This window comes from Streptomyces sp. NPDC058470, from assembly GCF_042721055.1.
Taxonomy (GTDB): domain Bacteria; phylum Actinomycetota; class Actinomycetes; order Streptomycetales; family Streptomycetaceae; genus Streptomyces.
Window position 1 is genome coordinate 44,495 of the sequence record NZ_JBHXMF010000025.1, and the last position, 22,958, is coordinate 67,452.

At 70.1% G+C, this 22,958-nt stretch carries 19 protein-coding genes, 1 tRNA gene, 2 pseudogenes and 1 riboswitch; of the genes and pseudogenes, 11 read left to right on the forward strand and 11 right to left on the reverse strand.

The window, feature by feature from the left end:
• Positions 1–268: 268 nt before the first annotated feature.
• Positions 269–1,501: a molybdopterin-dependent oxidoreductase gene (locus tag ACFWP7_RS19785; RefSeq protein WP_384382829.1), complete on the reverse strand. Its 1,233-nt coding sequence runs from the start codon at positions 1,499–1,501 to the stop codon at positions 269–271.
• 114 nt (positions 1,502–1,615) lie between these two features.
• On the opposite strand from ACFWP7_RS19785, the gene ACFWP7_RS19790 reads away from it, so the two are divergent.
• Together ACFWP7_RS19790 and ACFWP7_RS19795 are read left to right on the forward strand one after the other, a co-directional pair.
• On the forward strand, positions 1,616–2,953 hold the full coding sequence (locus ACFWP7_RS19790; RefSeq protein WP_384382830.1) for a hypothetical protein: 1,338 nt from the start codon (positions 1,616–1,618) through the stop codon (positions 2,951–2,953).
• A gap of 488 nt (positions 2,954–3,441) precedes the next feature.
• On the forward strand, positions 3,442–5,256 hold the full coding sequence (locus tag ACFWP7_RS19795) for an ABC transporter ATP-binding protein (RefSeq protein WP_384382831.1): 1,815 nt from the start codon (positions 3,442–3,444) through the stop codon (positions 5,254–5,256).
• A 52-nt stretch (positions 5,257–5,308) separates the two neighbouring features.
• Here the strand turns inward: ACFWP7_RS19795 and ACFWP7_RS19800 are convergent, their stop codons facing one another.
• Together ACFWP7_RS19800 and ACFWP7_RS19805 are read right to left on the reverse strand one after the other, a co-directional pair.
• On the reverse strand, positions 5,309–5,845 hold the full coding sequence (locus ACFWP7_RS19800) for an NUDIX hydrolase family protein (protein ID WP_384382832.1): 537 nt from the start codon (positions 5,843–5,845) through the stop codon (positions 5,309–5,311).
• Positions 5,846–5,985: 140 nt separating this feature from the next.
• Positions 5,986–6,537 (reverse strand): YceI family protein, encoded by a 552-nt coding sequence (locus ACFWP7_RS19805; protein WP_384382833.1) that lies wholly within the window; start codon positions 6,535–6,537, stop codon positions 5,986–5,988.
• 193 nt (positions 6,538–6,730) lie between these two features.
• Here ACFWP7_RS19805 and ACFWP7_RS19810 point away from each other — a divergent pair, with 193 nt between their 5' ends.
• Both ACFWP7_RS19810 and ACFWP7_RS19815 read left to right on the forward strand, forming a co-directional pair.
• Entirely contained in the window at positions 6,731–7,288 is a 558-nt protein-coding gene (locus ACFWP7_RS19810; protein WP_384382834.1) for a MarR family winged helix-turn-helix transcriptional regulator, read from the forward strand.
• A 193-nt stretch (positions 7,289–7,481) separates the two neighbouring features.
• Entirely contained in the window at positions 7,482–8,255 is a 774-nt protein-coding gene (locus tag ACFWP7_RS19815; protein ID WP_384382887.1) for a sulfite exporter TauE/SafE family protein, read from the forward strand.
• Between the two features lie 193 nt (positions 8,256–8,448).
• Here ACFWP7_RS19815 and ACFWP7_RS19820 read toward each other — a convergent pair whose 3' ends face one another.
• Both ACFWP7_RS19820 and ACFWP7_RS19825 read right to left on the reverse strand, forming a co-directional pair.
• The gene (locus ACFWP7_RS19820) at positions 8,449–9,576 is read right to left on the reverse strand and encodes an NAD(P)-dependent alcohol dehydrogenase (RefSeq protein WP_384382835.1); all 1,128 of its coding nucleotides are present in this window, start codon (positions 9,574–9,576) and stop codon (positions 8,449–8,451) included.
• Between the two features lie 28 nt (positions 9,577–9,604).
• A pseudogene (locus ACFWP7_RS19825) lies at positions 9,605–10,015 on the reverse strand (hypothetical protein); the annotation flags it as partial.
• On the opposite strand from ACFWP7_RS19825, the pseudogene ACFWP7_RS19830 reads away from it, so the two are divergent.
• A pseudogene (locus ACFWP7_RS19830) lies at positions 9,955–10,221 on the forward strand (amidohydrolase family protein); the annotation flags it as partial. The pseudogenes ACFWP7_RS19825 and ACFWP7_RS19830 sit on opposite strands and share 61 nt — an antisense overlap.
• Positions 10,222–10,295: 74 nt before the next feature.
• Positions 10,296–11,042: a cobalt-precorrin-6A reductase gene (locus ACFWP7_RS19835; RefSeq protein ID WP_384382836.1), complete on the forward strand. Its 747-nt coding sequence runs from the start codon at positions 10,296–10,298 to the stop codon at positions 11,040–11,042.
• A gap of 8 nt (positions 11,043–11,050) precedes the next feature.
• Here the strand turns inward: ACFWP7_RS19835 and ACFWP7_RS19840 are convergent, their stop codons facing one another.
• The 3 genes from ACFWP7_RS19840 to ACFWP7_RS19850 all read right to left on the reverse strand — a co-directional run bounded on the left by ACFWP7_RS19840 (position 11,051) and on the right by ACFWP7_RS19850 (position 14,586).
• Positions 11,051–13,138: an MDR family MFS transporter gene (locus tag ACFWP7_RS19840; RefSeq protein WP_384382837.1), complete on the reverse strand. Its 2,088-nt coding sequence runs from the start codon at positions 13,136–13,138 to the stop codon at positions 11,051–11,053.
• An 82-nt stretch (positions 13,139–13,220) separates the two neighbouring features.
• Positions 13,221–13,991 (reverse strand): precorrin-6A synthase (deacetylating), encoded by a 771-nt coding sequence (cobF, locus tag ACFWP7_RS19845; protein ID WP_384382838.1) that lies wholly within the window; start codon positions 13,989–13,991, stop codon positions 13,221–13,223.
• Between the two features lie 70 nt (positions 13,992–14,061).
• Positions 14,062–14,586: a DUF309 domain-containing protein gene (locus ACFWP7_RS19850; protein WP_384382839.1), complete on the reverse strand. Its 525-nt coding sequence runs from the start codon at positions 14,584–14,586 to the stop codon at positions 14,062–14,064.
• 100 nt (positions 14,587–14,686) lie between these two features.
• Between ACFWP7_RS19850 and ACFWP7_RS19855 the strand changes: the two genes are divergently transcribed.
• The 5 genes from ACFWP7_RS19855 (at position 14,687) to ACFWP7_RS19875 (ending at position 17,728) form a co-directional block, all read left to right on the forward strand.
• Positions 14,687–14,760: transfer RNA gene (locus ACFWP7_RS19855), tRNA-Pro, on the forward strand.
• 211 nt (positions 14,761–14,971) lie between these two features.
• Entirely contained in the window at positions 14,972–15,448 is a 477-nt protein-coding gene (locus ACFWP7_RS19860) for a hypothetical protein (protein WP_384382840.1), read from the forward strand.
• Between the two features lie 112 nt (positions 15,449–15,560).
• Positions 15,561–16,400 carry a hypothetical protein gene (locus tag ACFWP7_RS19865; protein ID WP_384382841.1) on the forward strand — a complete coding sequence of 280 codons (840 nt, stop codon included), beginning with the start codon at positions 15,561–15,563 and terminating at the stop codon, positions 16,398–16,400.
• A gap of 150 nt (positions 16,401–16,550) precedes the next feature.
• Positions 16,551–16,692, forward strand: a riboswitch (cobalamin riboswitch).
• 35 nt (positions 16,693–16,727) lie between these two features.
• The gene (locus ACFWP7_RS19870; protein WP_384382842.1) at positions 16,728–16,949 is read left to right on the forward strand and encodes a CbtB domain-containing protein; all 222 of its coding nucleotides are present in this window, start codon (positions 16,728–16,730) and stop codon (positions 16,947–16,949) included.
• Between the two features lie 20 nt (positions 16,950–16,969).
• The gene (locus ACFWP7_RS19875) at positions 16,970–17,728 is read left to right on the forward strand and encodes a CbtA family protein (RefSeq protein WP_384382843.1); all 759 of its coding nucleotides are present in this window, start codon (positions 16,970–16,972) and stop codon (positions 17,726–17,728) included.
• A 176-nt stretch (positions 17,729–17,904) separates the two neighbouring features.
• Here ACFWP7_RS19875 and meaB read toward each other — a convergent pair whose 3' ends face one another.
• From meaB to ACFWP7_RS19890, 3 genes are read right to left on the reverse strand one after another with little or no spacing between them, the layout of a single operon-like run.
• On the reverse strand, positions 17,905–18,885 hold the full coding sequence (meaB, locus tag ACFWP7_RS19880) for a methylmalonyl Co-A mutase-associated GTPase MeaB (RefSeq protein WP_384382844.1): 981 nt from the start codon (positions 18,883–18,885) through the stop codon (positions 17,905–17,907).
• Complete coding sequence (scpA, locus tag ACFWP7_RS19885) at positions 18,882–21,044, reverse strand: methylmalonyl-CoA mutase (RefSeq protein WP_384382845.1); 2,163 nt, start codon at positions 21,042–21,044, stop codon at positions 18,882–18,884. Before scpA ends, meaB begins: the two co-directional genes overlap by 4 nt.
• Entirely contained in the window at positions 21,044–22,852 is a 1,809-nt protein-coding gene (locus ACFWP7_RS19890; RefSeq protein ID WP_384382846.1) for a methylmalonyl-CoA mutase family protein, read from the reverse strand. Before ACFWP7_RS19890 ends, scpA begins: the two co-directional genes overlap by 1 nt.
• Positions 22,853–22,958: the final 106 nt, after the last annotated feature.

A 22,958-nucleotide genomic window follows, 5' to 3' on the forward strand; every position in this document is an offset into this window, starting at 1 on the left:
GGCACCCGGACGAATACCGTCCACTCCCGGCGGCCGACCGCTCCCAGCGCTCCTGAGAGTGCCCGGTCCGCCCCCGCGTACAGCGGCAGCAGCACCAGGTCGTGCAGCAACGCCGCACCCACGAACCACAGGACAACCCCGAACCAGTCGCCCGCGGGCAGCCGCACTCCCGCGTAACCGGCGAGCGCGAACGAGCAGGCGAGCAGCAGGAGTTGCAGCGGACTGCCGATGACACTCACCTTGAACCGTTGCCGCATCTCAGTTCTCCTCACAGGTTTCCGAACGTCAGCCGGGCCACCCACTTGGTGTTGAGCACGCCGGGTGCCGCGGGGACGATGATCCGCGCCGGGTACCCGTGGTCGGGGGTGAGCGGCGCGCCGTTGACGAGTAGGGCGAGCAGGGAATCCGGGTCACGCACCTGGTTGTCACGCAGGGCAGCGCGGCGGAAAGCCCCGTGCCGCTGGAGTGACTCCACCAGGACGTCGAGTGCCTGCTCATAGCCCACGAGCCGCGCCAGATCCCGCAGCCGCACCCCCTGCCACATCTGGTCGGAGGTTGACCAGCCCTCCACACAGGCGATGGGCAAAGCGGCGCTGTGCAAAGGGAGTCGGAGCAGCTCGGCCCGGCTCAGGCGGACCGTCCGGCCATGTCCCTCGACGACCAGCCGCCAGGCCTCCGCGCTCGTCTCCGTCGCGCTGATCCCGCGTGACCGGGCGGTCTTGTTGATCTGGAACGCGCCGGGCCCGGAACCCGGTTCAGGGCCGCCGTGCGGCGCCAGCAGGGCCGTTTCCCGCAGCGGCTCGTCGAAGCTCCGGCCCGCCGTCGTGGCGAACAGCAGCAGCGATCCGCCGCCGACGAAGCCGAGGGCGCCACGCCGCGAGACGGTGGGCTCGGCCGGATCCGGGGACACCAACTCCCCGTCCTGCGAGGGGTGTTCCTCCCGCATTTGGCGCAGGTTGCGTAGGGCTGTCGGCATCTTCAGCACCGCGTGCGTCAGGAACGCCGCGAAGAACACCCAGGCTCCGTAGAAGTGCAGCGAGTAGAAGGAGCCCGGGAAGAGGTAGTCGAGCTGGACGTTCAGTACGCCCGTGATGAACTCGAACAGGGCGCCTCCGACCAGCAGAAGCAGTGAGATCCGCTCCAGCGCGTGCGCGAGGGACCGGGCGGGCGGCAGCGCGAACAGCTTCGGCACGACCGACCACAACTTCGCCAGCAGTACGGGGATCAGGGTGATGCCGAGCGTGACGTGGACGCCCTGCGTGAGCCGGTACAGCCAGTGCGGATCGGTCGGCCAGGAGAAGAGATAGAGGCCGAGCAGACCCTTGTCCGGGGTCATGTCGTTCACCCCGGACAGGCCCGGGTTGTAGGCGGCGTACGACAGGAGACCCGTCACGAACAGCAGCGTGATCCCGCCGAGCAGGACGACGCCCAGCACGGAGGTGAACCAGGGGCCGCGCAGCGGACTGCGCCAGAAAGCGGGGGAGGACGGGGACCGTGGCATGCCTCGACCGTAGGTGCGGGACAGCCCACGAAAGGGTCCGTGAACCATGACGAAACTCTGACGTTCGCCCTGGTGGGGGGCCGCGGAGACCGGACCCCGTCCTAACGTGCTGGTGTGAACCGCGATCTTCTCCGTGACCTGTCCGCGGCCCTTGCCGCCGCGCTCCTCGTGCTGGCCGCCGCGCTGGTCGGCACCGCCGTCGAGCACCGCGACGGAACACTCCACGTCGGCTGGCCGCCGCTGTACTCGCGGTGGGATCCGCACGTCGGCCCCGGCACCCCGGCCGCGATCGTGGTGGCCGTCGCGGTCGTCGCCTACGGCCCGCTCGTCGCCGCCCGGCTGCCCTGGCGCACGTTGCTGCTGAGCATCTGGGGCACCGGCCTGGCGTGGACGTTCTCCCTCGCCCTGGTCGACGGCTGGCAGCGCGGGATCGCCCAGCGGCTGACGACCAGGTACGAGTACCTCCAGGTCATCGACCGCTTCCACGACATCCCGCACACCCTGCGGGACTTCACGCACCACATCCTGATCGGATCCCCCGACCACTGGCCCGCGCACGTCGCCGGACATCCTCCGGCGGCCACCCTCACGTTCGTCCTGCTCGACCGGATCGGGTTCGGCGGTGGGGCCTGGGCGGGCGTCTGGTGCATCACCGTCGGAGCGACGGCGGCGGTCGCGGTGCTCGTCACCGTACGAGCGCTGTCCGGGGAGGCGCTCGCTCGCCGCGCCGCGCCCTTCCTCGTCCTGGCCCCGGCCGCCGTCTGGATGGGGACTTCCGCGGACGGGTACTTCGCCGCGGTCGCCGCCTGGGCCCTCGCGTTCCTCGCCCTCGCGGTCACGGGGTACCGGCCGCGGGCGACCGGCCTCGTCTCCGGGCTCCTCCTCGGCCTCACGATGTATCTCTCGTACGGGCTGACGCTGATCGCGGTCATCGCCGTGGCCGTTCTGCTGCTTGGAACGCGGCGGCTGCGTCCCCTCCCGTACGTGGTCGCCGGGGCCCTCGTCGTCCCGATCGTGTTCACCTTCGCCGGCTTCGACTGGTGGGAGGCGTACCGCCTGTTGGTGACCCGCTACTACCAGGGGGCCGGAGGTGTCCGGCCGTACGGGTACTGGGTGTGGGCGAACCTCGCGTGCACGGTGCTGATCGCGGGCCCGGCGACGGTGGCGGGCCTGCGGCGGGTCGGCGCGGCCCCGGTGCGCGAGGACGTCCGTGCCCGCCTCCGCGCACCCGCTCCCGGATCCCGTCTCGCCCTGCTCGTCCTCGCCGCCCTGCTCGCCCTCCTCGTCGCCGACCTCTCCGGCATGAGCAAGGCGGAGACGGAACGCATCTGGCTGCCGTTCGTGGTGTGGCTGCTGCCGGCCTGCGCGTTCCTGACCCGTCCCCGAGCCTGGCTCACTGCACAGGCCGCTCTCGCCCTGCTCCTCAATCACCTTCTGCTGACCGGCTGGTGAGAGCGGCCCGCGGGTGGTGTCCGGGCCAGGGGCCGGGGGCCGTGTGGGCGGCGGCGTCCAGGATCAGCTGCGCGATCGCATCGGGGTGCGCCGATCGACCGGTGGCTCGAGTCGAGCTCGACGGTCTTGGCGCGCATGCGCGGGGCGCGGAAACCTTCGAGTTCGGGCGGACTCGACGGGCCGGGCGCCGGCTGGCGGGGTGGGCGAGGGTGGTGTAATCCTCTCCGTCACCCCACCGACCTCGTCCATGAACCGTTTCCCGGTGAGCGGGGTCGGCTCGCTCGGTTCGATCACGACGGTGCTGCCCGTCTCAAGAACCGTCGGCTGACGCACCGTTGGCTGAGAAAAACGCTTGGACTCCACAGTCCGTGTCACAGGACAATTCGAGTCCTGGCCTGCCCGTACTCGCACATCGGCGTCGCCGAGAGCCGCGCGGAGGCTCCGTCGTCGTGCCCCGTCCCTCGGGGACCGGTCCGAGCGAGGTAGGGATGGCAACGACTGAATCGCGTGGGGTTTTACCCGGCAAGGGCCCGGTACTCCTCGCGCTTCGCTGTTACGGACGGGAGCTGGTCCGGCTCCGGCGGCTGACGGTGCCCGCGATGCTGCTGCCCGCGCTGGGCAACATCGGCATCAACTACATCACGCCGCTGATCATCGCGAAGCTCGTCGGCGAAATCGCCGACGACGCCGATATCGCCATCGGCTCGACACTGCCCTACGTCCTTGCCTTCGCCGGTGTCCTGCTGCTCGCGGAGACGTTGTGGCGCATCGGCCTGCACTGCCTGAACCGCGTCGACGCCCTCGGCATCGAGCACCTGTATGTGATCGGCATGGACGAGCTGTTCGCCAAGGACGCCGCGTTCTTCCACGACAACTTCGCCGGGTCGCTGACCAAGCGGGTGCTGAGCTTCGCCTCACGCTTCGAGGACTTCGTCGACACGATGACGTTCCAGATCGTGGGCAGCTTCGTGCCGCTGGTATTCGGATCGGTGGTGCTGTGGCTGTACGAACCGCTGCTCGTCGTAGGGCTGTTGGTGATGATCGCGCTGACGGTGCTGTGCGTGGTGCCTCTCATCCGGCGCCGCCAGGCCCTGGTCGACCAGCGTGAGGAGGCGATCGCCCGGGTGTCGGGGCACGTCGCCGACAGCCTGATGAACATGGACACGGTCCGGGCGTTCGCCGCGGAGGAGCGTGAGGCCGCCGAGCACCGGTCACGCGTCGCGGTGTCGCGGCGGCTCACACTGAGGTCCTGGGACTACGGCAACCTGCGCATCGACACGCTGGTCGCGCCGATGTCCGTACTGACCAACGCGCTGGGCCTGCTGCTCGCGGTCGCGCTCGGCGGGGGCGGCAACGGCGTCGAGTCGGTGGTGGTCGCCTTCATGTACTACACCAACGCGACGCGGATCATGTTCGAGTTCAACCAGATCTACCGTCGCGTGGAGAGCTCGATGACGGAGGCCGCCCAGTTCACCGAACTGCTGCTGACGCCGCCGACCGTGCTCGACCCGGCATCGCCTGAGCCGCTGCGGTCCCGGGCCGCCGACGTCCGCTTCGAAGAGGTGACCTTCGCCCACGCGGGCGCGGAACCGCTCTTCGAGGGACTCGACCTGACCGTGCCCAGCGGAGCGAGGATCGGTCTCGTCGGCCGGTCCGGCGGAGGCAAGACCACGCTCACCCGGCTGCTGCTGCGGATGACGGACATCCACGGCGGCCGGATCCTGATCGGGGGGCAGGACATCAGCAGGCTGCGCCAGGCGGACCTGCGCAGCCTGACCGCCTACGTGCCGCAGGACCCCGCGATGTTCCACCGCTCGCTGCGGGACAACATCGCGTTCGCCCGGCCGGACGCCACCGACGCCGAGATCCGCCGCGCGGCCGAGGCGGCGCACGTCACGGAGTTCGCCGAAGCGCTGCCGGACGGATTCGACACCATGGTGGGCGAGCGCGGTGTGAAGCTGTCCGGCGGACAGCGCCAGCGGGTCGCCCTCGCCAGGGCGATCCTGCGCGACGCGCCGATCCTGCTGCTCGACGAGGCGACCAGCGCCCTGGACTCCGAGAGCGAGGTCCTCGTCCAGGAGGCGCTGTGGCGGCTCATGGAAGGCCGGACGGCGCTCGTGGTGGCGCACAGGTTGAGCACGGTCGCCACCATGGACCAGCTCGTCGTCCTCGACCGCGGACGGATCGTCGAACAGGGCACCCACCAGGAGCTTCTCGTGTCGGAAGGCGCCTACGCGAAGCTGTGGCAGCACCAGTCGGGCGGCTTCCTCGACGACAGCCCCGCGCGCGCGGATCTGCACTGAAGCAGCGCATGCGGGGTCACTCCACGGGTGGCCGCGGTCCGAACGACCTCGGTCAGGACAGGCAGCCGACGTGCGCGAGGGCCTGCTTGAGGAGGACTCCCTGTCCGCCCGGCATCTCGTTCTGGACGACGGGCGAGGAAGCCTCCTCCGGGCTGAACCAGACCAGGTCGAGAGCGTCCTGCCGGGGGCGGCAGTCGCCGGCCACCGGCACGATGTAGGCGAGCGACACCGCGTGCTGGCGGGGGTCGTGGAAGGGCGTCGTCCCCTGCGTCGGGAAGTATTCCGCGACCGTGAAGGGCTGCGGGGAGGCCGGGACCCGTGGCAGTGCCACCGGGCCGAGGTCCTTCTCCAGATGACGCATGAGGGCGTCCCGGACCCGCTCGTGGTGCAGCACCCGGCCGGAGACGAGGGCACGGCTCACCGTGCCCTCCGGGCCGATGCGCAGCAGCAGTCCGATGCTGGTCACCTCGCCGTTGTCGTCGACGCGCACCGGCACGGCCTCGACGTAGAGGATCGGCATACGTGCGCGCGCCAGCTCGAGATCGTCGGTACTCAGCCAGCCGGGCGTGGTTTCGGTCGTGTCAGCCATTCGTTGATCGTACTTTCCATGACTCCCGCTTGGTGCGCGCCGCTCCAGGTCAGACCCTCCGGGTCGACCGTGACTCGCACCACTCCCCAGCCGCGGAGCGGGGTCCCTCGAGCCGCGCGCACCTGTATGCGAAGGGAGCGTCAGGAGGACTGGCGTACGAAGCGCGCGGTGAGCGTGACGAGGGTCAGGGGCTTGATCATGTTGGCCTGGCTCCAGGTCATGCCGAACTCCTTGCGGTCCACCGGGAGTTCGGCGCTGAGGGTGACGGCGTCCGTCGAGATCTCGGCGGCCTCCGCAGTGAAGGAGAGCGCGCGGCTCACGCCGAGCACGGTCAGCTCGCCGGTTACCTGGACGGTGCCGTCGCCGACCGGGGTGACGCCGGTGGCGGTGAAGACGATCGAGGGGTACTTGTCGACATCGAAGAAGTCCGCGGAGCGCAGGTGCACGTCACGCTTGGTGTTCTTGGTGTCCAGGGAGGCGGCGTCGATCGTGATGCTGCCGTGCGCACCGCCCCCGGCGAGCACCTCGCCCTCGCCGCTGACCTTGGTGAAGACACCCTTGACGTTGACGAGGCCCCAGATCGTCCTGTTCTGGATGCGGGCCGACGTACCGCCCGGGTCGAGCGTCCAGCGGCCCGGACCGACGTCCGTGAGTGAACCGGAGGAGTGGGAGTTCGAGGTGGTGTTGGACATGATCGGTCGGGCCTTTCGTGAGTGATCCGGAGGGAATTCGCGGTGATCCAGGCGCCGGAACGCATGCTGTTCCACGCTGGCCGCTTGAAGGCTCAATATGTTGCCAGCTATTAGATAGTTAGCGAGATAATAGCTGGGCGGGGTATCCTCGGCAAGCGGGCCGGGACGTGGATCGGTGGATGGGAGCCAGTGCATGGGGGAGTCGCAGCAAGCGGCGGGGCGGGTGGAGTGGCCTGCCTCGATGGAGTGCCCCAGTGCCGGCGCGGCAGGGTCCCCCAGCGCCGAGGAGGCCGAACTGCTCCAGCGCTGGAACTCTCTGGCGACCGGATTCCGGGAGCTCTCGGACCAGCTCCTCGGCGACGCGCAGCGCGAGATCGGGCTGCCGCCGTCGATGCTCGAAGTGCTGTGCTTTTTGGCCACCACTCCGGAGCAGGCGGCCCCGATGCGACTGGTCGCCCAGACGCTCGGATTCTCCACCGCCGGGACGACCGGAGTGGTCGACAAGCTGGCCGTCGCGGGGCTCGTCGAGCGCCGGCCGTCGAGTGCGGACCGCAGGGTGACCTACGCCGCGCTCACGCCCCAGGGCCGCGAGACCGCCACGGCCGCGGCCAGGGTGTTCGCCGACTCGGTGCGCCGCCGTGTGGTGGAACCGCTGGGCGAGAAGGGCTTCGCGTCGTTCGCCGGCGCCTTCGTGAGACTGGGACTCGCGGACGATCCGTGCGCCGCAGGCGGGGCGACGGGGGACTGCTGACGCCGGACACCCGTCCGGCGCACCGTGTACCGAGGTCATGGCGAATCCATCGGCGGCGGCCCACGGTCAAGCGCCGGCGAGGCTGAGGGGCGCCCTGACCCGGTCCGCCGTACGTCCCGAGGACACCCCAGGGGCCAATGGGCGAGACGGTCCTTACGCTCACGAGATGCGTGGGCATAGCATCGGTTCCCGCATGAACACGATGACGCTCTGGCACATATCTGTCTGGGAGTTCGCCGCGCTCGCCGCCGCGGCCCTGCTCGTCGGTTTCTCGAAAACCGCCGTCAGCGGGGCCAACACGGTCAGCCTGGCGATCTTCGCCGCCGTGCTGCCCGCCCGCGCCTCGACGGGGGTGCTGCTGCCCATCCTCATCGTCGGGGACGTACTCGCGGTGCTCACCTACCGGCGGCACGCCCACTGGCCCACGCTCTGGCGGCTGTTCCCGGCGGTCGCCGCGGGAGTCGTCCTCGGCACGCTGTTCCTGGTGTGGGCCGACGACGGGGTCGTCCGCACCTCGATCGGCGCGATCCTGCTGATGATGGCGGCGGTCACCCTGTGGCGCAGGCGGGCCGCCAAGAAGGACGAGGAACCCGACTCGGTGGCGACGCGGAGTGGCCGGGTCAAGGCCCGTTCGTACGGCGTGCTCGGCGGCTTCACCACGATGGTCGCCAACGCGGGCGGCCCCGTGATGTCCATGTATCTCCTGTCGGCGGGCTTCCGGAAGCTCGGCTTCCTGGGCACCTCCGCCTTCTTCTTCCTGATCGTCAATGTGTCGAAGGTGCCGTTCAGTGTGGGCCTCGGCCTGATCGACGGGAACTCGCTGCTGCTGGACGCGGCGCTGGCGGCCTTCGTGCTGCCGGGGGCCGTCCTTGGCAAGTGGGCCGTGCACCGGATCAACCAGCGGCTCTTCGAGCGGCTGGTGATCGCGGCGACGGTGCTGGGCGGGGCGCAGCTGCTGCTGCGCTGACCGGGCGGGCCCTGTTCTTTGACGTGGTCGATCCACCCGGCCACGCCGGTGACGTTCCGGCGCAGGGTCTCCCGCGTCAGGTTCCCGGGCACCCGGGCGAGCGGAGCGAAGCGCCACAGGCCTCGGACAGACGAATCCCTGACATGTCTTTCGTCCTTGCTTGAGGGAGAGCGGCTCGGTCGAGTCGGTCGGTTCAGTGGATGAGGACGGCCTTGACGGCGGTCCCCGAACGCACCTCGTCGACGGCCTTGTTGATGTCGTCCAGTGCGTAGGTGCGGATCACGGCCTCCAGGGGAAAGCGGCCCTTGCCATGAAGGTCGAGGATGCGTGGAACGAGTACCGCCGGGGCCTGGTGCCCGACGATCGAACCGCTCACGGTCCGTCCTTCGAGGAGCGCGAATGCGCTGGTCCGCAGGTCCGCGTCCGGAGCGACACCGAGGATCGCCGCACTTCCCAGCGGGGCGAGCGCGGCCACCGCCTGTGACATCACCTCGGGTACGCCGGTGGACTCCACGCTGAACTCGACGCCCGCGCCGCCGGTGAGCTCCCGTACCCCTTCGACGGCGAGGCCGTCCGTGGCGTCGATGACGTCGGTCGCGCCGAGATGCGCGGCGAGGTCGAGCCGCGAGGCGTGCGGGTCGGTCACGATGATCCGCGCGGCGCCGGCCGCCGCGGCCGCCATGACCGCGCTCAGCCCGACGGCCCCGGCCCCGAACACGGCCACTGTGCTGCCCGGCGTGACCTTCAGCTGGTTCCAGACCGCCCCGGCGCCGGTGATGATGCCGCACCCGAGGGGAGCGAGCACATGATCGGGTACGTCCGTCCCGCCGACCTTGATCAGGCTGCTGGGGCGGCACAGCCCGTACCCGGCGAAGGACGACTGCCCGAAAAAGTGGTCGTGCACGGGCTCGCCCGCACAGTCGTACAGCCCGACGGTGCCGTCGGCGCGCTGGGCACCGAAGTTCAGCGGGAAGTGGAGGGGGCAGTACGCGGGCTGTCCGCTCAGACAGTTCCGGCAGCTGCCGCAGAAGCTGAAGCCGGCCACCACCCGGTCGCCGGGCCCGAACCCGGTGACGGCGGAGCCGACCGCCTCGACGACACCGGCTCCCTCGTGCCCGGCGACGACCGGGAGAGGGGTCGGCATACGTCCGGCCGCCACGTCCAGATCCGTATGGCACAGCCCAGCCGCGGTGAAGCGCACCAGCACCTCGTCCGGGCGGGGATCGCCGATGCTCAGCTCCTCCAGCACGAAGGGTTCGTCACTGTCGGGTCGGCAGACCGCCGCTTTGACGCTGCTCATGGCGAGTTTCACGCTGCTCATGGCGAGCCTTTCGGAGAATGCGGCCGGTTCATCGGAGCGTGACCGGCCGGAGTTCGGGGAAGTGCGGTCCGACCAGCGGCGTTCCCGTGGCGCTCAGCGTCTCCAGCCAGAGCGCCCGGGTGGCCGCCGCGGCCGGTGCGTCCCAGTCGAAACCGCAGCGCCAGTGCGGGTGGTCCAGCGCCGCCGGGTGGTGGAACAGGTCACCGACGAGGGCGAGGCTCTGCCCCTGTGACTCGATCAGTGCGACCGAGGCGCCCGGTGTGTGTCCCGGCGCGTGTACGAGACGCAGCCAGTCGTACGGCGAGACTGTGTCGCCCTCCCGCAGCACGGCGATGTCGTGCAGCGGAGCGACCTTGGCGCGTACGGCGTCGTCGGCTTTCCCGTCCACGAAGTGCTTCCAGTCGTCGGTGTGGATGTGATGCCTGGCCTGGGAAACGTGGTGATGCCCGCGGCAACTCCCTGCTGCCGACGCTCGAAGTGACCTCCGCCGACCACATCCTGTTCGGCACCGACTGGCCGGCGGCCCCGGAGCCCACGGTCGTCCGCAACATCGACAAGCTCACGGGCTTCGACGGCTTCACCGAGGGGGAACTGCGAGGTGTGGAGCGCGACAACGCTCTGAGGTTGTTCCCCCGCTTCGCCTGACAGCCCTCACGTCCCGAGCTTTGCCTGACCGGCCGACCGCGTCGGAGAGCGGCGTGCCCCGTACGCTCGACCCCATGTCCCCCCACGTCCTGGTCCTCGGCGGCACCACCGAGGCGCGAGAACTCGCCGCCCGGCTGGCGGCGTGCCCCGGAGTGCGGGTGACCACGTCGCTGGCCGGGCGTGTTTCCCGGCCCGGAGCGCTCGATGGCGAGGTACGGATCGGGGGATTCGGCGGGGCGGACGGTCTGGCCCGGTGGCTGCACGAGCATCGGGTGGACGCCGTGGCGGACGCGACGCACCCGTTCGCGACAGGCATCACGGCGAACGCGGCTCGGGCCGCGGCGGCGACCGGCGTTCCGGCCATGGTGCTGCGCCGCCCCGGCTGGCGTCCAGGCCCCGGCGACCGCTGGCACTCGGTGGCCTCCCTGGCCGAAGCCGCCGCGCTGCTCCCGGAGTGGGGCCGCCGCGCCTTCCTCACCACGGGCCGCCTGGGCCTCGCCGCCTTCGCGGAGCTGTCCGAACTTCACTTTCTCGTACGGTCGGTGGAGGCGCCCGAACCGCCATTGCCCCCGGACGTCGAGGTGTTGCTGGCGCGCGGTCCGTTCACGGTGGACGGCGAGAGAACCCTGCTGCGCGAGCATCGCATCGACGTCCTGGTCACCAAGGACAGCGGGGGAGAGGCGACGGCGGCGAAGCTGGCGGCCGCACGTGACCTCGGGCTCCCGGTTGTCGTCGTACGCCGTCCGCCCCTTCCGGACGGCGTGAGCGCGGTCCCGGACGTCGCGTCGGTCCTGGCCCGGCTGGACCTCGGCGCGCGCTGACGGGCGCGTCAGCCGGGAGCGCCGGCAGCCGACTTCAGCTGCCGGCCGGACGGCAGGCCGTTGGACAGGTCCTCGACCAGCAGCCGCTTGGCGATGGAGTCGACGGCGGCGCGCAGGTCCTCGCCCGACGGGCGGCCGATGTCCTGCTCCACACGCTGGGCGAGCCAGCTGCCCCACGCCTTGCCGAGGACCTGCGCCTCCCGTTCGCCCGCCGCGGTGTGCGAGAGGAGTGAGCCGTCGCGGGTGAGGTAGCCCTCCTCGACCATACGGTCGAAGACCGGTACCAGGACCTCCGGGGGCAGCCGACGCCGGGCGGCGATCAGCCCGAGACTCGCATGGCCGACCATCCGGGTGAACAGCTCCACCTGCATCACGGCCCACGCCCCGGCCACGTCGAGGCGGGTGTCGGAATCGGTGACGATCCGGCGCGCGGTGTCCAGCTCCGTACCGCCGATGATCTTTCCGACGGCGGCTTCCAGGACCCGCTGTGAATCGGCGCTGGACGGGGACGCGAAGCCCTCACCCATGTCGGTCGAGCCCATGCGTGCGCTGTCGCGCAGCTGCACCTGTTTGAGGAAGAGGGCCACGATGAAGCCGAGGACCGCGACAGGGACCGTCCAGAGGAAGACCGTCTGGAGCGTGTCGGCGTACGCCTTGATGATGGGTTCGGCCGCCGCCGACGGCAGTCTCTTCAACCCTTCCGGGCTCTGTGAGGCCTGGGCGATCGTGGCCGGATCCGCGGCGCCGGTGCGGGCGGCCGCCGCGACCCCGTCGGTGAGGTTCGGCTTCAGGGAGTTGGTGTAGATCGTGCCGAAGACAGCTGTCCCGAAAGAGCTGCCCAGCGTACGGAAGAAGGTGACGCCGGAGGTCGCGGTGCCGAGGTCGGTGTAGAGCACGGTGTTCTGCACGGCGATCGTCAGCACCTGCATGGACAGGCCGATCCCGGCGCCGAGCACGAACATGTACAGCGACGCCAGCCAGGTGCTCGTGTCCGGTCCCATCAGCGAGAGCAGATAGAGCCCCACCGCCATCACCAGCGAGCCGACGATGGGGAAGATCCGGTACTGGCCCGTCTTGCTGACCACATTGCCGCTGAAGACGGAAGCGATGAGCAGGCCGATGACCATGGGCAGCGTACGGACGCCGGAGACCGTGGCCGAGTCGCCGTCGACGTACTGCAGATACGTCGGCAGGAACGTCATCGCGCCGAGCATCGCGAAGCCCACGATGAAGCTGAGGATCGAACAGACCGTGAAGACGGGGTTGGCGAACAGGCGCATCGGGAGGGTCGGTTGGGCCGCGCGGGTCTCGGCCCAGCAGAACAGGCCGAGCGCGACCACACCGCCGACGAACAGGCCGATGATCATGCCCGAGCCCCACGCGTACTCGTTGCCGCCCCAACTGGTCGCCAGGATCAGGGCGCTGGCACCGATCGCGACGAACGCGATGCCCAGATAGTCGATGACGGGGCGGACCACCGACTTCACGACGGGAATGGTGCGGGCCGCGGCGATGACCACGACGATCGCGATCGGCACGTTGACGTAGAAGGCCCAGCGCCAGGTCAGATGGTCCGTGAACAGACCGCCGAGGAGCGGCCCGATGACGGTGGCCACACCGAAGACGGCACCGATCGCGCCCTGGTACTTGCCGCGCTCCCGCAGCGGAATGACATCCGCGATCAGGGCCATGGCGGTCACCATCAGACCGCCCGCGCCGATGCCCTGGACCGCCCGCCAGAGGATCAGCATCGTCATGTTCGGCGAGAGGCCGCACAGGAAGGAACCGCTGATGAAGATGATCGCCGAGGCCTGGAAGACCACCTTGCGGCCGAACAGGTCACCGAACTTGCCGACCAGCACCGTGGCGACGGTCTCCGCCAGCAGGTACGCCGTCACCACCCACGACATGTGCGCCGCGCCGCCGAGATCCGACACGATCGTCGGCAGAGCGGTGCCCACGATCGTCTGGTCCAGGGCGGCGAGGAGCATGCCCAGCATGATCGTCACGAAGACGACATTGCGGCGCCGCTTGTCCAGCACCGGCGGTGCTGCCGCCTCCGCGGCGGGCGGCACGGTTTCCTCGGTGGTCGTCACATTCGTCACTTTCACACCGGAGTGCGCCATGTGCATGCGGGACGACCCGCCCGGCGTACGGGCCCAGCCCCTACTGAGCGTGCTACCCCTTCGGATGCCTGCGCAGCAGGTACGTGTCCATGATCCATCCCTTGCGCTCCCGGGCCTCGGCGCGCAGACGCTCGATGCGGGGAGCCGCCTCGGCAATGGGGCCCGAGGCGAGGATTTCGTCGGGAGTGCCTATGTAGGCGCCCCAGTAGATGTCGATGTCCTGGTCGGCGTACTGCCGGAAGGCCTGATGGGCGTCGAGCATGACGACCACGTCGTCGACGCCGTCCGGGAAGCCCTCCGCGAGGCGGCGGCCGGTGGTGATCTGGACGGGCCGGGCGACCCGGTTGAGGCCCGTCCGGTGCCGGGCGACCAGCGCGGACACACTGCTGATCCCGGGTACGACGTCGTACGTGAACGACACCGCACCCCGCTCCAGAATCTCCTCCAGGATCCCGAGCGTGCTGTCGTACAGCGAGGGATCGCCCCAGACCAGGAACGCGCCGCTCTCCTGCTCGCCCAGCTCCTCGGAGATCAGGCGCTGGTAGATCTCGGCTCGGGCGCTGCGCCAGTCCCCGACCGCCGGCGAGTACGCCGTGCCCCCGGCGGACCGGTCGCGGTCCGGGTCGCGCGCCTCGACCAGCCGGTACGTCCCCTCGGGTAGGTGCGCGTCGAGGATGTCACGGCGCAGCTGGACGAGGTCGGCCTTCACCTCGCCCTTGTCCAGGATGAAGAACACGTCGGTGTCCCTCAGCGCCTTGACCGCCTGAAGCGTGAGCTGGTCGGGGTCACCCGCCCCGATCCCGATGACATGAATCTTTCGCACACCCAGAGTCTGCCGCACACCACTGACAGTGGCTCCACCGCACCCGGCGGAGGGAGGGCGCGCGGCTTCGTCACCCTCGCCGTCCGCGCAGCCGCGGCGCCCAGGCCGTCGCGCTGATCGCCGTACCGTCCCGCTCGACGGCTCCCGCCAACTCCCTTGCCCAGGAGCCCAGCTCCACGAGCACCATCCCGTAGGGGCGTGCCCGGCCGGTCCCCGAAGCCCACTCCTCCACCGCCCCGGCCCCGCGCCGCAGCAGCCGCGCCCCGCCCGTCGTGTTGCCCCTTGCCGCGTGAGTGAGCCCCACGGCGAGCTGGGCGAGCCCCCGCCACAGCGCACGCTCCTCCTCGGGGCCCGCCTTCCAGGCATCCTCGAAGACCTCGTGCGCGTGGAACGGTCTTCCGCCGTCCAGCAGCGCCTGTGCCTCGGCGACGGTCTCCTCGGGGCTGCGTACGAGGCCCTCCGGCTGCCGTTCCACACCGGCCGCGCCGTACGGCAACGGCCGCCCCAGTCCGTCACGCGGCCGGGCGTTCCGCGCCCGCCCGTCCGGGTCCCGGTCCCGCCCGCCGCCCTGCCGAACCTCAGATGCCCCGCTCATACCCTGATTGTCGCGCGCTTGCGCAATTAACGGAGCAGCCCCTGGGGTGGGGTAAAGTTCTGTTCGCACGATCACGCGGGTCACCGTGGGTCGAACGCATCGGGACGTGGCGCAGCTTGGTAGCGCACTTGACTGGGGGTCAAGGGGTCGCAGGTTCAAATCCTGTCGTCCCGACGGTGCGGAGGGTCTTCGCAGGCGAGAGCCTGTGGGGGCCCTTTTCGTGTGGGGCATTCCGGTCCTTGGGGCTGAGCGCGCCGCTCATGGGCACCTTCGCTCGGAGCCCGGGCCGCGCTGAACGGTCGGCGGTCTGCGTCCGTACCCCTCGTCGAATGCGTCTGTCCGCACCTGTGGGCGGGCGGGAGCGGTCCCGAGACGGAGAGGCGACGTGCACCGGCAGCAAGCGCGAGGACGCACCGGACGCAACCTGGCACGTGGCGCCGCACTCGCCGCAAGCCTGGCCTTTCTGCCGCTGGCCACGGCCTGCGGCAGCGGCGAGGACGACGCCGCGGCGGATCGTGGGCAGGCGGAGATCGCCGCCCCCTCGGCCGCGGTCGTGGCGCCGGCCAAGGTCGAGGTGATCGCCAACCTGACCGGGTGCAAGGTGCAGATCCGCACCGACGCAGATGAACTGCGCGTGGGTGTCTGTCACACCGAGAACGCGGACTACGCCATCACGACCTTTCCCGAGGAGAAGTACAAGCTGACGTGGCTGAACACCGCCAGCATGTACGGGGGCAAGTACCTCGTCGGCTCGCGCTGGGTCGTCACCGCGCCCGAGGAGATGCTCGAGCCGTTCCGCGCGAAGCTCGGCGGAACCATCCAGCAACTGCGCGGCATGGGCCCCACCCTCAGCTCGTCGTAGCTCGCGAACATCCACGCCGTACGTCGCTGACCTGCGCATCGTGATCAAGCCGATATTGACAACGGTACTGATCACTACGGAAGGTGCATGTTCGGACGACTGGGGTGGGAACGTGGAACGGCAGCGGTACGACGTGGAACGGCAGCAGTACGCAGAGCGGTGCTCGGAGCTTTTCGCGGTGGGTGGATTCGCCGCTGTGAGGACAACTGCGGAGGCGGGGCTCGAGGAGTGCGGGCCGGATCCCGTTCTCTTCCGCTGGCTCGGGCAGGCGCACGCCGCGGAGGACGAGGACGACCACGACGCCGAGGCCGAGGCCGCGTATCGCCAGGGCCTCGCGCTCGCGCCGGACGATCTCGGGCTCCTGGTGTCGTATCTGGAGTTGTGCCTTCGCGCCGACGCCTTCGCCTACTCGGGGCGTGCAGCCCGTGCGGTGCCCTTGCAGGCCAGGGTCGAGGAGTTGGCGCCGCCCGGCTCGCCCGAACGCGAGCGCGTCGATGCCGCGACCGGCTGGGCCGGCCGCGGTTACTGGGACGACGTGAAGTCAAGTGCCGTTCAGGGGCAGGCTCATCAGGAAGCCGTCGCGGAACAGAGCGTGCTGGTCACCGAGGCGCTGCGGCGAGCCGCCCGCGGGGAGTCCGGCGAGGGTGACGGAGAAGACCTCCGGGCCGCCGAACTGGCCGCGGCGGTCGAGCTCCTGCAGGGGCCCCGAAACGCACCGCTGCGCCTGCTGCTCGCCCATCGGGTCGCCGCGTATGTGCTGACGTTCGTCCTGTCGTTCGGTCTGAACAAGACGCTGGTGTGGAGCGGAGTGGTCGAATACAGCCTGTGGGGCTGGTTGTTCTGGATTCCGTTGCTCGCCGCGGAAGGCAAGCTCCGCGAGGCCAAGAGCCTGGGACGGGAGCGCGTCATCGCGCGCATGCAACAGCGCCATCTGGAGACGGACAAGGCCTGACCTTCGGGTCGGCGGTCGCGAAGTGGGCATGGACGCTCTCGTTGTCAGCGGGCGCAAGAGTTCCGTCACCGGTGACCCACGGGTCGCACCGGCCGCGTCACCAGGCAGGAGAGGAAGATCACGCCAGGTGACGCGGTCTTGGCCATGCACGCGACACACGGTACCGTCGGTCCGATATCGACGACGGCGAGACGGAAGCTGGTGAGAATCCGGCACGGTCGCGCCACTGTGAAGAGGACGCCCTTGGGGTGCTTCCCAAGTCAGACCCGTGGCCGTCGTCCACTGCACCACCGAGATGGGACGCGAACTCCCAGAGGAGGCCCTGCCATGGCGCAGCATGTCGCCCAGCCGACAACCACCATCCCCGTCATACCGGCCAAGTTGCCGCTCAAGGACATCGCCCCCTGGGCGGTCTTCTTCGGCATCCTGATGCTGGTCCTGTTGTACTTCGTCGGCGCTGAGCAGGGCGCCACCTCCGTCGTCTCCGGCGAGGAAGTCCACGAGTGGGTGCACGACGCCCGCCATCTCCTCGGCTTCCCCTGCCACTGACGAAGGACGCCGCGCACCTCATGAACTCCGCAACAGTGAGAAACCTTCTCGTGCGGGGCATGCTCGCCGGCCTCGGTGCCGGCGTGCTCGCCCTGATCGTCGCCTACTTCCTCGGTGAGCCGAGCGTCGACAGCGCGATCAGCTTCGAGGAAGCCCATGCCTCGGGCCACGAGCACGAGGTCGAACTCGTCTCCCGCAGCCTCCAGTCCACCGCAGGCCTCGCCACCGGTGTGCTGATCTACGGGGTCGCCTTCGGCGGCATCGCCGCCCTCGCCTTCTGCTTCGCGCTCGGCCGCGTGGGCCGTTTCGGTGCGCGGGCGACGGCGCTGCTCCTGTCGGGGAGCGCGCTGCTCGCCGTGTACGTCGTGCCGTTCCTCAAATACCCGGCCAACCCGCCCGCGGTCGGCAACGGCGACACCATCGGCAAGCGGACCACCCTGTACCTGCTGATGATGGTGCTCAGCGTGCTCCTCGCCATCGCCGCCACCATTCTGGGCAAGCGGCTCGCCCCGAAGGTGGGCACCTGGTATGCCACCGTCTCGGCGGTGGCCGCCTTCGCCGTCGCGATCGGACTGGCGTACGCGTTCCTGCCCGTCATCAACGAGGTGCCGGCCGACTTCCCGGCCACCGTGCTGTGGCGCTTCCGCGTCTCGGCGCTGGCCATACAGATCACCCTGTGGGGTGGCTTCGGGCTGGTGTTCGGCGAACTGGCCGAGCGGTTGCTCCATCCCAAGCCTGCGACGGCCACGGCGGGACGACCGGTCGCCGCTCCCCACTGAGATGACCCGCCACGCGAGCCAGGGCCCACGGAACCATCCGGGGGCCCTCTCGCGTACCGCCCACCCGGAGACAGAGACAGCCCTCGAGGGCGATGACTGTCTGCGCTGCGCGATAGCGGCCTTGTTACGTCGCCGCCGGGAGCCCGACGTCTGAGGCAACGGGAATCCGGCAGCCGCTAGTCCTTGCCGCCGAAGGTCCTGAGAATGCGCTCGGCGGCGAGTGTGGCCGTCAACTCGCCGTCCCTGACCCGCTGTTCGAGGGCAGGTGCGAGGGCTCGTACGGCCGGATCGGCATGCAGACGGCCCAGGAGTTCGTCGCGGACCATCGTCCAGGTCCAGTCGACCTGCTGGTCACGGCGTTTGGCGGCGAGCCGGCCGGACGAGTCGAGGAGCGTGCGGTGCTGTTCCAGGCGGTCCCAGACGGTGTCCAGGCCGGCCGACTCGCGGGCGCTGCAGCTCAGTACGGGCGGCGTCCAGGCCGCGTCCCTGCCGTGCATGAGCCGGAGCGCGCCCGCCAACTCCCGTGCGGCTGCCTGCGCGTCGCGTTCGTGCGGTCCGTCCGCCTTGTTGACGGCGATCACGTCGGCCAGTTCGAGGACGCCCTTCTTGATGCCCTGGAGCTGGTCGCCGGTGCGGGCGAGGGTCAGCAGGAGGAAGGAGTCGACCATGTTCGCCACGGCCGTCTCGGACTGACCGACACCGACCGTCTCCACCAGCACCACGTCGTAGCCCGCGGCTTCCATCACCACGATCGACTCACGCGTCGCCTTGGCGACCCCACCCAGCGTGCCGGCGGTGGGGGAGGGCCGGATGAAGGCCGCCGGGTCGACGGCCAGGCGTTCCATCCTCGTCTTGTCGCCCAGGATCGAACCGCCCGTACGGCTGGAGGACGGGTCCACCGCCAGCACCGCCACCCGGTGGCCGAGCGCGGTCAGCATCGTGCCGAAGGCGTCGATGAACGTCGACTTGCCCACGCCCGGTACGCCGCTGACGCCGATCCGCCGCGCCCGGCCGCTGTGCGGCAGCAGCTCGGTCAGCAACTCCTGGGCGAGCGCCCGGTGTTGGGGCCGGGTGGACTCGACGAGGGTGACGGCGCGCGCGACGAGCGCGCGCTTCCCGTCGAGTACGCCCTTGACGTAGGTGTCGAGCTCGATCACAGGTCGTGCCCGAGATCGGCCGAGAGCCGCTGGACGAGGTCGTACGCGGCGTCCGGGATCACCGTCCCGGGCGGGAACACGGCGGCCGCACCCATCTCCAGCAGGGTCGGCACGTCCTGCGGAGGGATCACCCCGCCCACGACGATCATGATGTCCTCGCGGCCCTCCGCCGCCAGCTCCTCCCGCAGCGCCGGTACGAGGGTGAGATGGCCCGCGGCCAGCGAGGACACCCCGACGATGTGCACGTCCGCCTCGACGGCCTGGCGGGCCACCTCGCCCGGGGTCTGGAACAGCGGGCCGACATCCACGTCGAAGCCGAGGTCGGCGAAGGCGGTGGCGATCACCTTCTGGCCGCGGTCATGACCGTCCTGGCCCATCTTGGCGACCAGGATGCGCGGGCGGCGCCCCTCGGCCTCCGCGAAGGCGTCCACGAGCGTGCGCGTGCGGTCCACGGACGGGGACTCGCCGGCTTCGTTGCGGTACACACCGGAGATCGTACGGATCTGTCCCGCGTGCCGCCCGTACACCTTCTCCAGGGCGTCGGAGATCTCCCCGACGGTGGCCATGGCGCGCGCCGCGTTCACCGCCAGCTCCAGCAGGTTGTCCTCGCCCCCGGCCGCCCGCGTCAACGCCTCCAGCGAGTCCTGGCAGACCCGCTCGTCGCGCTCCGCCCGCAGCCGCCGCAACTTCTCGATCTGCTGAGTCCGTACGGAGGAGTTGTCGACCTTGAGGACATCGATCTTCTCGTCCGTCTCCACCCGGTACTTGTTGACGCCGATGACCGGCTGGCGGCCCGAGTCGATCCGGGCCTGGGTGCGGGCCGCGGCCTCCTCGATGCGCAGCTTGGGGATGCCCGCGTCGATGGCCTTGGCCATGCCGCCGGCCGCCTCGACCTCCTCGATGTGCTGCCAAACCCGGCGGGCGAGGTCGTACGTCAGCTTCTCCACGTACGCGCTGCCGCCCCACGGGTCGATCACCCGGGTCGTGCCCGACTCCTGCTGGATCAGCAGCTGTGTGTTGCGGGCGATGCGCGCCGAGAAGTCGGTGGGCAGGGCGAGTGCCTCGTCAAGCGCGTTGGTGTGCAGCGACTGGGTGTGGCCCTGGGTGGCGGCCATCGCCTCCACACACGTACGCGTGACGTTGTTGAACACGTCCTGCGCCGTCAGCGACCAGCCGGAGGTCTGCGAATGGGTGCGCAGCGAAAGGGACTTGGCGTTCTGCGGATCGAACTGCCTGACCAGCTTCGCCCACAGCAGGCGTGCCGCCCGCAGCTTGGCGATCTCCATGAAGAAGTTCATGCCGATCGCCCAGAAGAAGGACAGCCGAGGTGCGAACGCGTCCACATCCAGGCCGACTTCGCGCCCCGCCCGGATGTACTCCACACCGTCCGCGAGCGTGTACGCCAGCTCCAGGTCGGCCGTCGCGCCCGCCTCCTGGATGTGATAGCCCGAGATCGAGATGGAGTTGTAGCGCGGCATCCGCTGCGAGGTGAAGGCGAAGATGTCGGAGATGATCCGCATCGACGGCTTCGGCGGATAGATGTACGTGTTGCGGACCATGAACTCTTTGAGGATGTCGTTCTGGATGGTCCCGGCCAACTTCTCGGGCGGCACGCCCTGTTCCTCCGCCGCCACGATGTAGAGGGCGAGTACGGGAAGCACGGCGCCGTTCATCGTCATCGACACGGTCATCTTGTCCAGCGGGATGCCGTCGAAGAGCTGCCGCATGTCGTAGATGGAGTCGATGGCCACGCCCGCCATGCCGACGTCACCGGTCACGCGCGGGTGGTCGCTGTCGTAGCCGCGGTGGGTGGGCAGGTCGAACGCGACCGACAGACCCTTCTGGCCCGCCGCCAGGTTGCGCCGGTAGAAGGCGTTGGACTCCTCGGCCGTGGAGAATCCCGCGTACTGGCGGATCGTCCACGGCTGGTTGACGTACATCGTCGGGTACGGCCCGCGCAGATACGGGGCCATGCCCGGATACGTGTCCAGGAAGTCCAGGCCCTCCAGGTCGCTTCCGGTGTACAGCGGCTTGACCGCGATGCCTTCCGGAGTCTCCCAGAACGTCTCGTCCCCACCGAGCGACTTACGCCACTCTTCCGCGCTGCCGTCAGCGGTGGGCGTCCCCAGTTCGATTCCGGAGAAGTCGGGGATTCCCATCAGGACACTCCCATGCGGTCGAGGGTGGCGGAGAGCACGGCGACGGCGTCGCAGCCCGCGAAGACGTACGCGTCGACATCGGTGTACTGCCCAGGCCGGCCGGCCAGGAACACATGCCGGGCGCCCGCGGCCCGGAGGGTCTGGGCCGTGCTCCCAGCCCTCTCCTCGTAGAGCGCGTCGCTGGAGCACAGACAGACCTCGGTGGCGCCGCTGTCCTCGAAGGCGCCCTCCGAGACGGGCTCGATGCCGCCGGCCTGGAACAGGTTGGCGGCGAACGTCGTCCGAGCGGTGTGGGCCGCGGCGGGCCCGATGGCCGCCAGGTACACCCGCGGCCGGGTTCCGGTGGTGGCGAGGTGGGCGTCGGAGCGGGCGCGCAGGGCCTCGTACGCCTCGTCGCGCCGCACTCGCGGGAGTCCGCCGGACGGCGGCTCGGGGGCGGGCTCGCGCTCCACCAGGCGCTCGGCGAGATTCGGGAACTCGCTGACGCCGGTGATGGGTTCGCGCCGCTTGGCCAGCTTCGCGCTGCGCGCCGCCCAGGTCGTCGCGAGGTCCTGGCCGAGACGGCCCGAGCGCAGGGCGCCGGCCTGGCCGCCCGTGCGCTCGATCTCCTGGAAGAACTCCCAGCCCGCGTGGGCGAGTTCGTCCGTCAGCCGCTCCACGTACCAGGAGCCGCCCGCCGGGTCGATCACCCGCGCCAGATGCGACTCCTCGACCAGGATCGTCGAGGTGTTGCGGGCGATACGGCGCGCGAACGCGTCCGGCAGGCCCAGCGCGTGATCGAAGGGCAGCACGGTGACGGCGTCGGCGCCGCCGACCCCGGCGGCGAGCGTGGCGATGGTCGTGCGCAGCATGTTCACCCACGGGTCGCGGCGCGACATCATCACCGGCGAGGTCACCGCGTGCTGTACCTGCGCGCCCGCGCCCGGCGCGCCGCACACCTCGGCGACCCGGGCCCACAGTCGGCGGGCCGCGCGGAGCTTGGCGATGGTCAGGAACTGGTCGGCGGTGGCCGCGTACCGGAACGCCAGCTGGCCACCGGCCTGTTCGGAGGTCAGTCCCGCCTCGGTCAGCGCCCGCAGATACGCGACACCCGTCGCCAGCGAGGCACCCAGCTCCTGCGCGGCTGAGCCGCCGGCCTCGTGATACGGCAGGGCGTCCACCGTCAGCGCCCGCAGCCCCGGATACTCCTCGGCGCACAGTCGCGCGAGATCCGCGGCCGATGCGAAGTCCAACACCTCGCCCGTCCGGGCCTCGTGACCCAGCGGGTCCGCGCCGAGACTGCCGCGCGCCGCGTCCTTGGCGACGCCCCGCTCCTCGTACAGCCGCAGCAACTCCCGCGCCGCGGACTCGACTTCACGTCCGGCGTCGAGGACGACGGGCGCCAGGTCGAGGTAGACGCCGTCGAGTGTGCTGCCGAGGGAGGACACGGGGATGCCGGTCCCGCCGACGACCAGCCAGAGCGAGGTGACGCCGTTCTCCAGATCCGCGAGGACCGCACTGCTGTCGGGCGACGAGTGCTGCTGCCGTACGTCCCAGCCGCCGACCGTGCTTCCCTCGGGCCGGCCGCCTCGTACGAAGGGATTGAATCCCGGAAAGCCGGGACCCGGAGCTTCGTCGTGCGCGGTGTACAGGGGACGGGTGGTGAGTCCGTCCTCCAGCGGGGTGGACAGCGCGGCCTCGGCCGCCGCTCCCGAGACGTCCTTGCCTGACTTGCGCAGCACGCCTTCCACGAGACTCTGCCACTGCTCATGGGACGCGGAAGGGAACTCGGCGGCGAGCGATAGCCCGTCGTTGGGCAGGACTGTCATGCTCGGATGCTAGGTCAGATCGCTTGAGAGGGAGCAGAGGCCGAGGCTGTGACCTTGCCCTCGCTCGATCTGTGACCCCGGTCTCACCGATCATGACCGGTGCGGC

Excerpts from the sequence above, each read along its gene's own strand:
- ACFWP7_RS19785 (WP_384382829.1), bottom strand. The coding sequence starts at position 1,501 with ATGCCACGGTCCCCGTCCTCCCCCGCTTTCTGGCGCAGTCCGCTGCGC.
- ACFWP7_RS19795 (WP_384382831.1), top strand. The coding sequence starts at position 3,442 with ATGGCAACGACTGAATCGCGTGGGGTTTTACCCGGCAAGGGCCCGGTA.
- ACFWP7_RS19800 (WP_384382832.1), bottom strand. The coding sequence starts at position 5,845 with ATGGCTGACACGACCGAAACCACGCCCGGCTGGCTGAGTACCGACGAT.
- ACFWP7_RS19805 (WP_384382833.1), bottom strand. The coding sequence starts at position 6,537 with ATGTCCAACACCACCTCGAACTCCCACTCCTCCGGTTCACTCACGGAC.
- ACFWP7_RS19810 (WP_384382834.1), top strand. The coding sequence starts at position 6,731 with ATGGGGGAGTCGCAGCAAGCGGCGGGGCGGGTGGAGTGGCCTGCCTCG.
- ACFWP7_RS19815 (WP_384382887.1), top strand. The coding sequence starts at position 7,482 with ATGAACACGATGACGCTCTGGCACATATCTGTCTGGGAGTTCGCCGCG.
- ACFWP7_RS19820 (WP_384382835.1), bottom strand. The coding sequence starts at position 9,576 with ATGAGCAGCGTGAAACTCGCCATGAGCAGCGTCAAAGCGGCGGTCTGC.
- ACFWP7_RS19835 (WP_384382836.1), top strand. The coding sequence starts at position 10,296 with ATGTCCCCCCACGTCCTGGTCCTCGGCGGCACCACCGAGGCGCGAGAA.
- ACFWP7_RS19850 (WP_384382839.1), bottom strand. The coding sequence starts at position 14,586 with ATGAGCGGGGCATCTGAGGTTCGGCAGGGCGGCGGGCGGGACCGGGAC.
- ACFWP7_RS19870 (WP_384382842.1), top strand. The coding sequence starts at position 16,728 with ATGGCGCAGCATGTCGCCCAGCCGACAACCACCATCCCCGTCATACCG.
- ACFWP7_RS19875 (WP_384382843.1), top strand. The coding sequence starts at position 16,970 with ATGAACTCCGCAACAGTGAGAAACCTTCTCGTGCGGGGCATGCTCGCC.
- scpA (WP_384382845.1), bottom strand. The coding sequence starts at position 21,044 with ATGGGAATCCCCGACTTCTCCGGAATCGAACTGGGGACGCCCACCGCT.
- ACFWP7_RS19890 (WP_384382846.1), bottom strand. The coding sequence starts at position 22,852 with ATGACAGTCCTGCCCAACGACGGGCTATCGCTCGCCGCCGAGTTCCCT.